The organism is Rhizobium sp. ERR 942, from assembly GCF_007828395.1.
Taxonomy (GTDB): Bacteria; Pseudomonadota; Alphaproteobacteria; order Rhizobiales; family Rhizobiaceae; genus Rhizobium; species Rhizobium dioscoreae.
Genome location: NZ_VIUA01000009.1, coordinates 13,004 through 28,188 on the forward strand (window position 1 = coordinate 13,004; position 15,185 = coordinate 28,188).

13 protein-coding genes are annotated in these 15,185 nt (G+C 58.9%); 9 read left to right on the top strand and 4 right to left on the bottom strand.

Features of this window, described 5'->3' with window-relative positions:
• Positions 1–32 precede the first annotated feature (32 nt).
• From FBZ97_RS28990 to FBZ97_RS29030, 9 genes are all read left to right on the top strand, one after another.
• Entirely contained in the window at positions 33–2,270 is a 2,238-nt protein-coding gene (locus FBZ97_RS28990) for an iron ABC transporter permease (protein ID WP_113388684.1), read from the top strand.
• Positions 2,267–3,331 carry an ABC transporter ATP-binding protein gene (locus tag FBZ97_RS28995; RefSeq protein ID WP_113421063.1) on the top strand — a complete coding sequence of 355 codons (1,065 nt, stop codon included), beginning with the start codon at positions 2,267–2,269 and terminating at the stop codon, positions 3,329–3,331. Before FBZ97_RS28990 ends, FBZ97_RS28995 begins: the two co-directional genes overlap by 4 nt.
• Before the next feature lie 37 nt (positions 3,332–3,368).
• Positions 3,369–4,169, top strand: a complete 801-nt coding sequence (locus tag FBZ97_RS29000) for an inositol monophosphatase family protein (protein ID WP_145323088.1) — start codon at positions 3,369–3,371, stop codon at positions 4,167–4,169.
• A gap of 144 nt (positions 4,170–4,313) precedes the next feature.
• On the top strand, positions 4,314–5,636 hold the full coding sequence (gene ugpB / locus FBZ97_RS29005) for a sn-glycerol-3-phosphate ABC transporter substrate-binding protein UgpB (protein WP_145323090.1): 1,323 nt from the start codon (positions 4,314–4,316) through the stop codon (positions 5,634–5,636).
• 67 nt (positions 5,637–5,703) lie between these two features.
• On the top strand, positions 5,704–6,585 hold the full coding sequence (ugpA, locus tag FBZ97_RS29010; RefSeq protein ID WP_113353099.1) for a sn-glycerol-3-phosphate ABC transporter permease UgpA: 882 nt from the start codon (positions 5,704–5,706) through the stop codon (positions 6,583–6,585).
• Between the two features lie 9 nt (positions 6,586–6,594).
• Entirely contained in the window at positions 6,595–7,443 is an 849-nt protein-coding gene (ugpE, locus tag FBZ97_RS29015) for a sn-glycerol-3-phosphate ABC transporter permease UgpE (RefSeq protein ID WP_113353098.1), read from the top strand.
• Complete coding sequence (locus FBZ97_RS29020) at positions 7,443–8,495, top strand: sn-glycerol-3-phosphate import ATP-binding protein UgpC (RefSeq protein ID WP_113421067.1); 1,053 nt, start codon at positions 7,443–7,445, stop codon at positions 8,493–8,495. The genes ugpE and FBZ97_RS29020 overlap by 1 nt, the downstream gene beginning before the upstream one ends.
• A gap of 141 nt (positions 8,496–8,636) precedes the next feature.
• The gene (locus tag FBZ97_RS29025) at positions 8,637–9,254 is read left to right on the top strand and encodes a DUF47 family protein (RefSeq protein ID WP_145323268.1); all 618 of its coding nucleotides are present in this window, start codon (positions 8,637–8,639) and stop codon (positions 9,252–9,254) included.
• The gene (locus FBZ97_RS29030; protein WP_145323093.1) at positions 9,254–10,258 is read left to right on the top strand and encodes an inorganic phosphate transporter; all 1,005 of its coding nucleotides are present in this window, start codon (positions 9,254–9,256) and stop codon (positions 10,256–10,258) included. The genes FBZ97_RS29025 and FBZ97_RS29030 overlap by 1 nt, the downstream gene beginning before the upstream one ends.
• 32 nt (positions 10,259–10,290) lie before the next feature.
• On the opposite strand, the gene FBZ97_RS29035 is transcribed toward FBZ97_RS29030, so the two are convergent.
• The 4 genes from FBZ97_RS29035 to FBZ97_RS29050 all read right to left on the bottom strand — a co-directional run bounded on the left by FBZ97_RS29035 (position 10,291) and on the right by FBZ97_RS29050 (position 15,184).
• Entirely contained in the window at positions 10,291–10,476 is a 186-nt protein-coding gene (locus FBZ97_RS29035) for a hypothetical protein (RefSeq protein ID WP_113353094.1), read from the bottom strand.
• 358 nt (positions 10,477–10,834) lie between these two features.
• Positions 10,835–11,218, bottom strand: a complete 384-nt coding sequence (locus tag FBZ97_RS29040; protein ID WP_145323095.1) for a response regulator — start codon at positions 11,216–11,218, stop codon at positions 10,835–10,837.
• Positions 11,215–12,201 (bottom strand): PAS domain-containing protein, encoded by a 987-nt coding sequence (locus FBZ97_RS29045; protein ID WP_145323097.1) that lies wholly within the window; start codon positions 12,199–12,201, stop codon positions 11,215–11,217. The genes FBZ97_RS29040 and FBZ97_RS29045 overlap by 4 nt, the downstream gene beginning before the upstream one ends.
• Before the next feature lie 703 nt (positions 12,202–12,904).
• Complete coding sequence (locus FBZ97_RS29050; RefSeq protein WP_145323099.1) at positions 12,905–15,184, bottom strand: xanthine dehydrogenase family protein molybdopterin-binding subunit; 2,280 nt, start codon at positions 15,182–15,184, stop codon at positions 12,905–12,907.
• Position 15,185: the final 1 nt, after the last annotated feature.

Sequence of the window (15,185 nt, forward strand, 5' to 3'; positions counted from 1 at the left end):
TGATTTTTGCTGAACGGGATGCGAATCCGACCATGACCAATAGCAAACGCCGGCTGGATGTTACGCTGATCTTCGGCATTGCCGCCCTGATACTACTCCCATGGTATCGCATAGAGGGCGGCTTCTTCGGCCTTGGCTGGCTGAGCGGCTTTCCCGGCGACCCCTCCACAGCGCCTGGAATCCTGCAAATCGTCAGTCACGGTCGATGGTGGCTCGCGATCGCCGCCGGGCTCCTTATGCTCGGTGGCATCGCGCGCTTCATCTCCAAAGCGATGCCGCGCGGTGCGCTGATGGCGCTCGCCGGTGCGTTGGGTTTTGCCTTTTTGTCGCTGCAGGGACTAGCGATCACACCGTCGGGCTGGAGTTGGTCGATCTTCGAGACCATCTTCGGTGCGCTGGCGGACGGCCAGCCAGCGATGGGTGCCGGCGCCATTATCCTTGGCATCGTCTTCGTCCTGTTCTTTTCCTTCGGCCTTGCCGAACGCGGCGCGATGAAGGGAGATGCCTTCGTCGTCAGCGCCATTACCATGCTGATCGTCCTTGTCGCGATCTTCGTCTTTTATCCCGTCGGCAGCATGTTCGTCGGAGCCTTCCAGTCGTTCGACGGATCCTTCGATCCCAGCGGCTTCACGACGAACATCCAGGACCCGTCGATCTGGAGCCTCAGCTGCATTGTCGGCGGCGACCGCTGCGGCGTCGCCTGGCGCACGCTTTGGCTTGCTATCCTGACGGCTAGCGCGTCGACCTTGCTCGGGCTCTGCTTTGCGCTTGTCGCCACCCGCACCCGCTTTCCCTTCAAGAAGGGACTGAGGCTTCTCACGATCCTGCCGATTATCACGCCGCCCTTCGTGGTCGGTCTCGCGCTGACCCTGCTGTTCGGACGGGCCGGCGTCGTGACACAGGCCGCGGCTTCGATCTTCGGAACGGAACCCAGCCGCTGGCTCTATGGCCTGACCGGCATTTGGATCGCGCAGGTTCTCTCCTTCACGCCGATTTCCTTTCTTGTCCTCATCGGCGTGGTCGAAGGCGTCAGCCCGTCGATGGAAGAGGCTTCTCAAACTTTACGCGCCAATCGTTGGCGCACCTTCTGGCGGGTGTCCCTGCCGCTGATGAAACCAGGCCTCGCAAACGCCTTCCTGATCGGCTTCATCGAAAGCATGGCCGATTTCGGCAATCCGATGGTTCTCGGCGGCAGCCATGGAGTTCTGTCGACGGAGATTTTCTTCAGTGTCGTCGGCGCACAGAACGATCCTTCACGCGCGGCGGTCCTTGCCATGATCCTGCTCGTCTTCACACTGAGCGCCTTCCTCGCGCAACGCCTGTGGCTACAGGGCAAGAGCTTTGCGACGGTGACAGGCAAGGGAGATTCAGGCGCTCATGGCGCCCTGCCCCGCGGCCTCTCCATCGCCGTCCATGCGCTCGTCATCCCTTGGATGATCTTTACCGTCGTCGTCTACCTCATGATCCTCTTCGGCGGCTTTGTCCGCACTTGGGGTCTCGACAACACGCTGACGGTGGAACATTACGTCAAGGCCTTCTCGATCGGCCTGCGCGACGATGGCGGTCTTGCCTGGACCGGCGTTGCATGGAACTCCTTTTGGACGACGATGGAGATCGCCCTGATCTCCGCGCCCTTGACGGCTGCCGTCGGCCTGCTGACGGCTTATCTGATCGTGCGCCAGAAATTCGTCGGTCGCGGCCTGTTCGAATTCGCGCTGATGATGAGCTTTGCCATCCCCGGCACGGTCATCGGCATTAGCTACATCATGGCCTTTAACCTGCCGCCCCTGGAGATGACCGGAACGGCGCTGATTCTCGTTGCCTGCTTCGTGTTTCGTAACATGCCGGTTGGTGTGCGCGGTGGCGTTGCCGCCATGAGCCAGCTCGACAAAAGCCTCGATGAAGCATCGCTGACATTGCGAGCCGACAGCCTGCGCACCATTCGGAAGGTGATCCTGCCGCTGCTGCGGCCGGCGATCACCGCGGCGCTGGTCTATTCCTTTGTACGGGCCATCACCTCGATCAGCGCAGTTATTTTCCTCGTCAGCGCCCAGTACAACATGTCCACTGCCTATATCGTCGGTCTGGTCGAAAACGGCGAATATGGCGTCGCGATCGCTTATTCCTCCGCGCTTATCGTCGTCATGATATCAGTCATCGCCGGGTTCCAGCTGCTCGTCGGAGAAAGGCGGCTACGGCGCGTGAACCGTGTCGCGATAATACCGTCGCCGACCGCGCCTACATCCCTCGTTCAGGAGAAAACCGCATGAATCCGAAGGCTCCCGGTTCCGTCGTCTTCGAGAATGTTCGAAAAACCTTCGGAGCGTTCACGGCCATTCCCGATCTCTCGCTCACCATCGAGCCCGGCACGCTCGTCACCCTGCTCGGCCCCTCCGGCTGCGGCAAGACGACGACGCTTCGCATGCTGGCGGGGCTGGAACATCCCTCCTCCGGCCGTATTCTGATCGGCGGCAAGGATGTCACCATGCTTCCGGCAAACGAGCGTGACGTCTCGATGGTCTTCCAAAGTTATGCCTTGTTTCCGCATATGACGGCGCTCGACAATGTCGCCTATGGATTGGAATCCTCCGGCATGAAACGCAGGCAAGCGCGCGAGAAGGCGGAGGGTGCGCTTGGTCTTGTCGGCCTTGCCGGCATGGGCTCGCGTCTTCCGGCCGAGCTCTCCGGTGGCCAGCAGCAGCGCGTCGCCGTGGCCCGTGCGCTCGTCGTTGAGCCGCAGGTTCTGCTTCTCGATGAGCCGCTTTCCAATCTTGATGCCCGGCTGCGCCGGCGCGTGCGGACGGATATTCGCGAATTGCAGCAACGGCTTGGCTTTACCGCCGTCTATGTGACCCATGACCAGGACGAAGCGCTCGCCGTTTCCGATCGCATCATCGTCATGAAGGATGGCGGTATCGCGCAGCAAGGTGCGCCGCGCGAACTCTACGATGCCCCGGCGTCCGCCTTTATCGCCGACTTCATGGGCGAGGCCAATGTCATGCCGTGCGACGTTGTCGAAACCGACAACGATGGTGTCACAATCGCCATCGAAGGACTTCGCCACAGGATCAGCAACCGTTCAGTCAAACACGGCCCCGCCCAGCTTGCCGTCCGGCCGAACGCGATCATTCTGACGCCAAGGACAGGCAACGGCCAGTTCCATGGCCAGATCACTCATTCCGCATACCTCGGCGATCATGTCGAGTATGAGGTAAAGACCGATCGCGGATCGCTCTTCGTTGTCGATGCCACGGTCGATTCCGCTCTTCCTCCCAGTACCGATGTCACGATCGCTTTCAAGGATCGCGGCATTGCCGTCATCAGCGGCTGATTGCCGTCAAACATCAGACGATTAAGGACATAATTGCATGACCTCCGCTCCCCTCGCCGATCTCGAAGCACGTCTCGCCCTTGCCGAGACCATCGCCCGTGAGGCCGGCAAGCTCGCGCTCGACTATTTCAAGCGCCGCGAGACCCTGATCATCGAAACCAAGCGCGACCCGCAGGATGTCGTTTCGATCGCCGACCGGGAGGTTGAAAATCTCATCCGTGGACGCATCCATGAAGCGCACCCGCAAGATAGCATTCTCGGCGAGGAATATGGTCTGGAAACGGGCAGCTCCGGCTACACCTGGGTCGTCGATCCGATCGATGGCACAAGTCCCTTCGTCAGCGGCATGCCGAACTGGTGCGTTTCCATCGCGGTATTGCATGACGGCATTCCCGTGATCGGCGTCATCTCCGCACCATGCCACGATGAGCTTTACGTCGCCGCGCACGGCAAGGGTGCCACCTTGAACGGCAAGAGCCTCAAGCTGGATGTATCGCGCAACATCCGTAACGCCGTGACCGGCATCGGCGCCAACAACCATGTCTCACCGGCCTTTGTCGCGAAGATGGTCGAGCAGGTTCTCGAAGCCGGCGGCAATTTCATCCGCAACGGCTCGGGCGCCTTGATGCTCGCCTATGTCGCCGCCGGCCGCTTGGTCGGCTATTACGAACCCTATATGCATGCCTGGGATTGCCTGGCCGGCTATTGCCTCGTGAAGGAAGCCGGCGGCTGGTACCATCCCTTTCCGACGGAAGGTGAACGTCTGACCAAGGGATCGGTGGTTCTGGGTGCTGCCCCGGGTGCGATCGATGATATTAAAAAGATAGCTGGCTTATAAGTTTTCCCGGTAGACAACAGCCGAGTAGGCATTAGTTTAAATGAACGCGCTTGCAAATCTGCCGCCAAATCGGGTGGCCACGCTGCGCAAAGCGGACTGGCTGATCAAGGAGGGTTAGCCAATCGTTTCATGGAAGGGATCATAATGGGAGGAAAAATGCCTAATCGCCTCGCGTGGAGCTGCCTTGTAGCGGCTGCCATTTCATTCGGAGGGACGTCGCACGCGCTTGCAGTGACCGAACTGCAATGGTGGCATGCCATGTCGGGTGCGAACAACGAAGTCGTCGAGCAACTGGCCAAGGAATTCAACGACGGCCAGAAGGACTATAAGATTGTTCCGGTGTTCAAGGGCACCTATCCGGAAGCGCTGAATGCCGGTATTGCGGCGTTTCGCGCCAAGCAGGCGCCGGCGATCCTGCAGGTCTTCGACGCCGGCAGTGGCGTGATGATGGGTGCGGAAGGCGCGATCATGCCGGCGGCTGAAGTTCTGAAAAAGGGCGGCTATACATTCGACAAGTCGCTCTACCTGCCCGGTATCGTTTCCTACTATTCCAAGCCGGATGGCACGATGCTGTCCTTCCCCTATAATTCGTCTTCACCGATCCTCTATTACAACAAGGATACCTTTAGGAAGGCCGGGCTCGACCCCGAGCACCCGCCGAAAACCTGGCCGGAGGTTTTCGACGCCGCCAAGAAGATCAAGTCGAGCGGGGCATCGGCCTGCGGCCTCACCTCGACCTGGCTGACCTGGATTCAGACCGAGAATTTCGCCGCCTGGAACAATATCAGCTATGGCTCCAACGAAAATGGTCTCGGAGGCACCGACGTCAAGCTGGCGTTGAATACGCCTCTCTTCATCCAGCATTTCCAGTCGATCGCCGATCTCGCCAAGGATGGCACCTTCCGCTATGGCGGCCGCACATCGGAGGCAAAGCAGCTCTTTACCTCGGGAGAATGCGGCATTCTGACGGAATCGTCGGGAGGCCTCGGCGACATCATCAAGAGCGGCATGAATTACGGTATTGGCCAATTACCTTACTACGAAGGCGAAGGCCGCCCACAGAATACCATTCCCGGCGGCGCCAGCCTCTGGGTGTTTGCCGGCAAGAGCGACACAGAATACAAGGGCATTGCCGAATTCTTCCATTTCCTGTCTCAGACCAAGATCCAGGCACGCCTGCATCAGGTTTCCGGATACCTGCCGGTGACGATGGCCGCCTATGAGGAAACAAAAAAATCCGGCTTCTATGACAAGAATCCCGGCCGCGAAACGCCGATCCTGCAAATGCTCGGCAAGGCGCCGACGGCCAACTCCAAGGGCGTTCGCCTCGTCAACCTGCCGCAGGTACGCGATATCATGAACGAGGAGTTCGAGGCGATGCTGGCCGGCAAGGAAGATGCCAAGACGGCGCTCGACAAGGCTGTCCAGCGTGGCGATGCCGCTATCCAGCAAGCCATTGGCAATTGATGGGCTGATGCGATTTGACCCGCGGCCGACAAGGCTGCGGGCCGTTTTCTCGTCCTAGGAGATCGCCGTGCAGCGCGTTGTCTTTCCCAACAAGATCCTACCCTATTTCCTCGTCGCGCCACAAATCGTCCTGACGATCGTGTTCTTCTTCTGGCCGGCAAGCCAGGCGCTTTATCAATCGACGCAGCGCGAAGACCCTTTCGGACTGAAGAGCGGCTTCGTAGGGCTTGCGAATTTTCGCACCATCTTATCCGACGAGACCTACCTGCATTCCCTCCAGGTGACGGTGATCTTCAGTATCGCGACGGCGCTGCTGTCGATGAGCGTCGCGCTCGCGCTTGCAACCGCCGCCGACAAGGTGGTGCGCGGCCAGACACTCTATCGAACGCTGCTGATTTGGCCTTATGCCGTCGCACCCGCCGTCGCCGGCATGCTCTGGCTCTTCATGTTCAATCCTGCAATGGGTACCTTGGCCTATATCCTGCGTCGCAACGGACTTGCCTGGGACCCCCTGCTGAACGGCAATCAGGCCATGGTGCTGGTCATCATCGCCGCCGCCTGGAAGCAGATTAGCTATAATTTCCTGTTCTTCGTTGCCGGACTGCAGGCAATCCCAAAATCGTTGCTGGAAGCCGCATCCATCGACGGCGCCCGCGGCAACCGGCGCTTCTGGACGATCGTCTTTCCCCTGCTTGCGCCGACGACCTTCTTTCTCCTGGTGGTCAACACGGTCTACGCCTTCTTCGACACCTTCGGCATCATCCATGCCGTCACCGGCGGCGGGCCGGCGAAGGCGACGGAGACCCTCGTCTACAAGGTCTACAATGACGGCTTCGTCAATCTCAACCTCGGCTCTTCCGCGGCTCAGTCCGTCATCCTCATGGTGATTGTCATAGCGCTGACGGCATTCCAATTCCGCTTCGTCGAGAAGCGTGTGCATTATGCGTGAGGATTACCGATGATCGAAAAGCGTCCCGTCGCCAATCTCATCGGCCATCTGATGCTGGTCATCGGCATTATCATCGTCGCCTTCCCGATCTATTACACCTTCGTTGCCTCGACGATGACGTCGGCCGAGATTTTGCGGCCGCCGATCTTCCTGCTGCCCGGCGGCCATTTCGTCGAGAACTATGGCGAGGCGCTGAACGGCGGTGTCGAGCGCGTGGTCGGCGTCAGCCTTGAACGGATGCTCTGGAACACGTTTGTTGTCGCTGTCATCATCGCCGCCGGCAAGATCGCGATCTCCTTTCTCTCGGCCTTCGCCATTGTCTTCTTCCGCTTTCCGCTGCGGATGGTGTTCTTCTGGATGATCTTCGTCACGTTGATGCTGCCGGTGGAAGTACGCATCCTGCCGACCTACAAGGTCATCGTGGATCTCGGCATGATCGACACTTATGCCGGCCTGACCCTGCCGCTGATGGCATCAGCGACCGCGACGTTCCTGTTTCGGCAGTTCTTCTTGACGGTGCCGGGTGAACTCCTTGAAGCCGCCCGCATCGACAATGCCGGCCCATTCCGCTTCATGCGCGATATCCTGTTGCCACTATCGAAAACCAATATCGCCGCCCTGTTCGTGATCCTCTTCATCTATGGCTGGACGCAATATTTGTGGCCACTATTGGTCACGAATGACGCGAAGATGTCGACGATCATCATCGGGCTCCGGAAGATGGTGGATTTCGCCGACGCGGCGACACCGTGGAATTTTGTGATGGTAACGGCGATCTTGGCGATCATTCCGCCCATCCTCGTCGTGGTGCTGATGCAGCGCTGGTTCGTCAAAGGTCTGGTGGAGACGGAGAAATAATGGCCGGGATCACTCTCAAGGACGTCCGCAAAAGTTACGGCGGCAACGTCGACGCGATCAAGGGCGTGTCGCTCGATATCGCCGATGGCGAACTTATCGTCCTGGTCGGGCCTTCCGGCTGCGGCAAGTCCACGCTCCTGCGCATGATCGCAGGCCTTGAAGCCATCACCTCAGGCGAAATCAACATAGGCAGTCGTATCGTCAATCGTCTGGAACCCTCGGAGCGCGACATCGCGATGGTCTTTCAGAACTATGCGCTTTATCCGCACATGACGGTGCGACAGAATTTGGCATATGGCCTGAAGAACAGGAATGTCCCAGCAGCCGAAATAGACCAGCGCATCCAATCAGCGGCACGATCGCTTGAAATCGAACCCCTCCTTGAGCGCAGACCACGTCAACTCTCCGGCGGTCAGCGGCAACGCGTAGCGATGGGTCGTGCCATCGTGCGCGAGCCGGCGGCGTTTCTGTTCGACGAGCCGCTTTCCAATCTCGATGCCAAGCTGCGGGTGCAAATGCGTGTCGAGATCAAACGGCTGCAACGATCTCTCGCGACCACGAGCGTCTATGTCACCCATGACCAGATGGAGGCCATGACGCTGGCCGATCGCCTGGTCGTCTTGAATGGCGGACGGATCGAGCAGGTCGGCACACCCATCGAGCTCTATGAACGACCGGCCACGACCTTCGTTGCGACCTTCATAGGCTCGCCTTCGATGAATCTTCTGAAACCTACCGAAAACAGCACAATTGTGCTTTCGCCTGACAGCCGCCTTGGCGCCGCTGACATGACGGTCGGCGTCCGGCCCGAGGATCTTCACCTGGCCGGCGGTGCGAGCGATGCGGCTTTCAGCGCGAAAGTGCGTATCCAGGCGGTGGAGCTCGTCGGGGCGGAGAGCTATGTCTACGGCACCCTGGCGGACGGCCAAACCGTCGTCTTTCGAGTTTCGGGGCGGTCCCGGCTCGCAATGGACACAGAATGCCTGGTTACCGCTTCCGCCGAGAGCCTGCATTTCTTCGACGGTCACGGGAACCGACTAGACCGCGCATAAGCAGTTCAAATCTTGTGATGAGGCTGTCAGAGAGCGCCGTTTTGCGGATGTCTCGGCTTTCCATGTCGGGCCTCCTCATTTATGACGGATTTATGACAACGCCTGTTTGGAGTGCGGAAAGTGAACTGGTTTCGTAGACTGATGCCGAGAGAAGACCGGTTTTTTGATCTTTTCTCTCGACATTCGCGCACGATCGTCAGCGCGGCGGAAGCTCTGAACGAATTGCTGGCCGGCAAAGACACGGAGCAGCACTGCCAGCGCATTGTTGAGCTCGAGAACGAGGCCGATGACATCACGCGCGAAGTTCTGCTTGCCACTCGGCGCAGTTTCATCACGCCCTTTGACCGTGGCGACATCAAGGATCTCATCATGTCAATGGACGATGCGATCGACATGATGCACAAGACGGTCAAGACGATCCGGCTATTCGAACAGGACAGCTTTGATCCCGGTATGCAGGAAATGGGCAAGGCGATCGTCGAGGCCGCAAAACTGGTAGCCGAGGCAATCCCTCTCCTTGATCGCATGAGTGCCAACTCTTCTCGCCTCAGCGCGCTCACCGAAGAGGTCGTAAAGGTCGAAGGTCGCTCCGATGAGCTACATGATCAAGGTCTAAAAGATCTCTTTCGCCGATATAGCGGCACCAATCCAATGGCATACATCATCGGCAGCGAGATCTTTGGTGAATTGGAGAAGGTCGTCGACCGTTTCGAAGATGTCGCCAATGAAATCAACGGCATCGTAATCGAGAACGTCTGATGGAGGCCACTCTCGCTTTCCCATTGCTGGTGGGCCTCATCGCGGTGGCATTGTTCTTCGATTTTTTGAATGGGCTGCACGACGCAGCCAACTCAATTGCCACCATCGTCTCGACCCGGGTCCTGCGACCGCAATACGCCGTGTTATGGGCCGCATTCTTCAATTTCATCGCTTTCCTGTTCTTCGGGCTCCACGTCGCCGAAACCCTCGGCACCGGCATTATCGATCCCAACATAGTCACGCCACAGGTCATCTTCGCCGCCCTGATGGGGGCGATCATATGGAATATCGTGACTTGGGTACTGGGCATCCCATCAAGCTCGTCGCATGCTCTGGTCGGTGGCCTCGTAGGTGCCGGCGTGGCGAAGATTGGCATGGATGCCATTGTTTGGTCCGGCCTGCTTAAGACGGCCGGTGCCATCGTCATGTCGCCACTGCTTGGCTTCGTGCTCGCGCTCTTCCTCGTGCTATGCGTGACATGGATATTCGTTCGCCAGACGCCTTTCGCCGTCGACAGCACCTTCCGCGTCCTGCAATTCGTCTCCGCTTCTCTCTACTCCCTCGGCCATGGCGGAAACGACGCCCAGAAGACCATGGGCATCATCGCCGTACTGCTCTACTCCCAAGGTCATACCGGAGCGGAGTTCCACGTGCCCCTGTGGGTGGTGTTATCCTGTCAGTCCGCGATGGCGCTCGGAACACTGTTTGGCGGTTGGCGGATCGTGCACACGATGGGCTCGAAGATCACGAGGCTCAATCCAATGCAGGGCTTTTGCGCTGAGACCGGTGGCGCCTTGACCTTGTTCGCCGCGACATGGCTTGGCATCCCGGTCTCGACGACCCATACGATCACGGGCGCAATCGTCGGTGTCGGCGCCGCGCGGCGGATCTCGGCGGTTCGATGGGGATTGGCGAGCAATATCGTCGTCGCATGGATAATAACCCTGCCCGCGGCGGCGGCCATCTCGGCAATAGCCTACTGGATCACGAACTGGGTGGGATAAAGCCGCCAAGCCCTATTGCGCAACCGCGAGATTCAGTCCCCTTCCCCGCCGGTATCGTCCTTGTGCTTGCTTTTCTTGGAAGACGGCTTCTCTCCCTTTTTCATGACCGGTGGGATGGCCGGCCTTTCGATCGCACCGGTCGCGCCCTCGGTTTCCTCATATTTCGCTGGTCGCGAGCGAGGGGGATCCGTCATCTCTTCATGTTTCCGCTTCTTCATGACAGCCCTTTCCAGGTGGTCATCCGCCGGACGGAACTATTGCGCGTTGAGATGGTTCCCAAGCATCGTCTGGATGATCGAAAGGCTTGCATTTTGGATCTCGAATAATGTCGTTTTTCCGACGATATTGCTGCCCCACCTCGACGAATAATTGTGCTTAAGAAGATCTGAACCATCTACCTTCGGTCGTTCGATTGTTAACCAGCCCGCGGCGGAAGCGCTGACACTGAGCCAGGGATGGCGTGTCGCTGGTGTCATCCCATTCGCTGGTATTCCAGATCGCCTCAAAGGAGTAGCATGCCAATCGACGCGGTCACGTTCGCGGCGTTCACTTGACGGATCGCCGCTTTATCCATCGTCAGCGGCTAAAGAAGGATTGAACGACGTCCACAAGACGTTTCATGTCGGTGGGCTTCCCGAGATTGAGTGCCTTGGCCAAAACATCATGCCGGGCAAGTTCCGCCGCATCGCTTGCACTGGCGAGGACGAACGGGACATCCCATGATTTTAAAAGGAAAGCGACCGGAGTAACGTTCTCGCTGCCGAGAGTGACGTCCAGAACAGCGGCATCCGGACGTTGGCTCCTCAGCAGGTCGAGGGCTTGCCCGACCGAGCTCGCCGGGCCCAGGACCTCGAATCCGCTACTGGTCAACACGCTTTCCAGCTCCAGGGCGATAAGGAACTCGTCTTCAACCACAAGAACGATCCTGCCAAGAGCCTTGTCATTTTCAGGTTCGCTCATGAACGTTTCCAAGGGAGCTTGATGATGGCAGTCAAACCTTTTGGATTGAAGTTAAGTTCCACCGTTCCACCAAGATGTCGGCAAGTGCCTTCGATCAGCTCGGTACCGTAGCCTCTTCTCGTCGGCGGCATGATCGCGGGGCCGCCCGTTTCGCGCCACCGGCATACGAAATAAGAGCGGCTCTCCGGCACTTCCTCCAGTGACCATTCGACATGCAAGGCACCGCTTGGGGCGGATAGCGCGCCGTACTTCAACGCATTCGTTGCCAGCTCATGGAACATCATGCTGACTGGCACGATCTCCGAGCCCCGAATCTGCACTCTTGGCCCCTGGCAATGGAGACGATCCATTCCAGGCTCGCTGACCGATTGCCTCAGCAGGGTTTCAAAATCGGTCGTTTCATTGATGGCCGCGATCTCCTGGGCATGAAGAGTGACCTCGAGGCGTCCCAGGAAACGATCACGGTAGTCAACGGCCGTCAGATCTTCCGCATTCATCTGCATCGCTAGCGATCGCACGACCGCGAAAAGGTTCTTCATCCGATGGCGTGTTTCCGAAATGATGAAATCCCTTTCGGCGTCGTGCCGCTGCCTTTCCGTCACATCGTCGAAGAGGACAAGGATGTTGGTGCTATTGTCATCCGGGTGCACAAGGCGGCGCGCATCGAGGAGGAACGTACGCCGGCCGATAGTTGGAAAATCATGCGCGACTTCGTACCCAATGACAGCGGCTGCTTTTGGGATGACCGCGGCGATCAGCTGTCGGAGCTCGGTAACATCCCACTGACCGTTGCCGAGATCAAAGAAACTCTCCCCCAGAATATCGTCCCGCTCGACCTCGAACGTTTTCAAGAATGCATTGTTTGCGGTCGCGACGCACAAGTTCTGATCAAGAACGACAATCGGCTGCGTCATCGTATCGACCACTCCCTGCGCCTGGACATGTCCGGTTCGCAAAAGGCGGTATAGATCTTCCAGCATCATTCCCCTTGCTCCAGCAGATGCACCCGACATATGTCACAGGTTTCCTAGTAAAAGTAATGGCCGCCCGAGCCTTGGCAAGACCGGCAACGAAGGCGATGCCGTCGAGGTAATTCGATCGCCTCCCCGCCTTCCTCGCTGCGCGATCCTCAATGAAGAGACATTTCGTTAGAATGCGGTGAAGCCGAAGAGGTGCACACCTTTCTAACCAGGCCCTGAAAAGCTATCAGCACATGCTAAATCCGAACAGACGACGTTCATTGCGAAGAATATTCATCCGGTTCTCAAGTGTCCCAGCGATCCTGTTTCTTTGCCAACGCTATGTCCGCAATTCAGTTCCCCGATGCTTGTCGACCTACCGGTTTGGGAACCAGTAGGCGCTCCGCACTTAGCGGCCGGCCTCGAATGATGGAAACATGACAAGCGCTGCGGCGCGCCGAGGGGGCTGGGAGGGAGAACATTAAATCTTCGAATGGCTGGTATCGACCATCGTGCCGACGTGGGGCGTCACTGGCGGGGGCGCGACGACGCACCCAAAAGCGACCGCTGTAATCCGCACCTTCATGAGCATTGGCATGCCCGCCGGTGGCGGAGGCGGAACAGGCCGGCAAGAACGGCTTGCCGACATAAGAGAGCTGTGGCCCGATCCGGGTGCCTGCCAATGGGAACAAGCACGTCTTGGCGCGAGAAAGCGCCTGCGTTGACATTAGCCAATCAGGTTATCGATGCGGATCGGAAGTTTGCGGATACGCTTGCCGGTAGCGTGGTAGACCGCACTGGTGATCGCGGCCGCCGTTCCGACGTTGCCGAGTTCGCCAAGCCCCTTGACGCCTGCCGGGTTGACGTCCGGATCGGTCTCCGACACAAGGATGACTTTTACGTCCTGGATGTCTGCATTCACCGGCACGAGATAGTCCTGCAGATCCCGATTGACGACGCGGGCATCGCGCCGGTCGAATTCGGTCGCTTCGTGAAGGGCCGACGAAATTCCCCAGATCATCCCGCCCATGAGCTGGCTGCGCGCCGTCCGGGTATTCATGATCCGGCCAGCTCCAAAGGCGCCGACGATCCGAGGGACGCGGATTTCCCGGGTTCTTCGATGAACCCGGACCTCGACGAATTCAGCACCGAAGGCATATTTTACCTTCTTGCCTTGATCACCGCTCACCATTTCCAGTTTGCCCTTGTATAGGTTGGAAACGGCTTCCTCGGAAGCAGTGTCAGGACGAAATTCGCTATATTGCTCGATGACGCCGGCTCCCAACTGCTTGAAAGCGTCTTTGAGGCCCTGCGAGCTCTCGCCGATGACGAGCTTACCCTCTCTGAGCATGATCGAGTTCGGATCGCGGCCGGCGAGTGGCCCGTCATTTGATGTCACCGCCGCGCGGGCGAGCTTTTCGCGGATTTCCCCACAGGCTTTGATGATCGCTGAAGAGACGCTGGCCGTCGTATTCGAGCCGCCGGCAACGGGCGCCGGCGGAAGCCGCGTATCGCCCATCTCGACCTCGACGGCGCTTACGTCGAGCCCCAATTGTTCCGCCGCGAGCTGGGCGGCAATCGTGCGCACTCCGGTGCCGATTTCATGGGAGGCGGTCTGGACCCGTGCCCGCCCATCATCGGTCAGGGTGACGCGAACTGCGCAAGGCGCGATATTGGTTGGATAGATCGCCGTCGCGCAGCCCATGCCGACCAGCCAGTCGCCATCCCGCATGCTGCCTACATCCGGATTTCGCTTCGACCAGCCAAATTCGCGGGCCGCCTCATCGTAGCATTCCATCAGCGAGCGGCTGGAGAAGGGGCGGCCTTCGATCGGCTCCTTCACGGCATCGTTGACGCGCCTGAACTCTACCGGATCCATGTTAAGAGCAACCGCCATCTCGTCCATCGCGCTTTCCAGTGCATAGACATAGGGGGTTTCCGGTGGGGAACGCATGTAGCTCGGCGTCGGCCTGTCCGCCTTGACTAGGAAAACCTTGGTCAGTACCGATCCATAATCATACATGAGGCCGGTCGTCTTCGTTCCGCCGACCACATAAGGATCCGGGCGGGACGTCACCTCCCAGCCCTCGTGCTTTAGAGCAGTTATCTTGCCGTCCCGCGTCGCGCCAATCTGGATATGGTGGCGCGTTTCGGCACGGTAGGTCTGCGTGGTGAACGCCTGTGGTCGGGTCACGACACACCGCACCGGCCTGCCAAGCCTGCGTGCGGCAAACGCCACGATGGCCGTTCGCGGCGTGATCGGCCCCTTCGATCCGAAGGCACCCCCGATGTAGGGACTGACCACCCTTACTTGATCAGGTTTGATCTTCAGCTGCCGCGCGATCTCGACTTTCCAGCCGTAGACATTCTGGCTCGGTTCATGAACAACGAGTTCATCCCCTCGCCAATAAGCAGTCGTGGAGAACAGTTCGATCGGATTGTGATGTTGCGTCGGCATCTCGTATTCGGCGTCGATCTTGACGTCCGCGGCAGCAAAGGCGGCATTGAAATCGCCCGCCTTGACGTCTTCCTTGAACTGCTTGCTCGCTTCTGCCGCAGCCACGGTTTCCGTGCCCTCCGACCCGAAGCCCGTGCTCGGCTTCTCCGCCTCGTAATCGGCGGTGATGCGCATGGCGCCTTCGCGGGCGGCCTCGATGGTCTCGGCCAAAACCACCGCGATGATCTGGCCGTCATGCCAAATCTTCGTATCGTGGAGAGGCCCGATGGACGTCGATCCCGATGTCCCGAATTCGGGGGTTTCCAGCTCATCTCGGATGCTCTCATGAGTAATGATGTCAATTACACCTGGCACGGCCCGCGCCTGGTCCAGATGCAGCGATGTCAAGCGACCCCGCGCTACAGCACTCGTCACCAGCATCGCATGCGCGAGATTGTTGACCGGAATGTCGGCGGGATAGGATGCCTTTCCCGTAACCTTGAGGCGGGCATCGATCCGCGGCAGTGGCTCACCCATGTTTTCCTTTGCAGGTGGTGCGGCCTCGTTCATG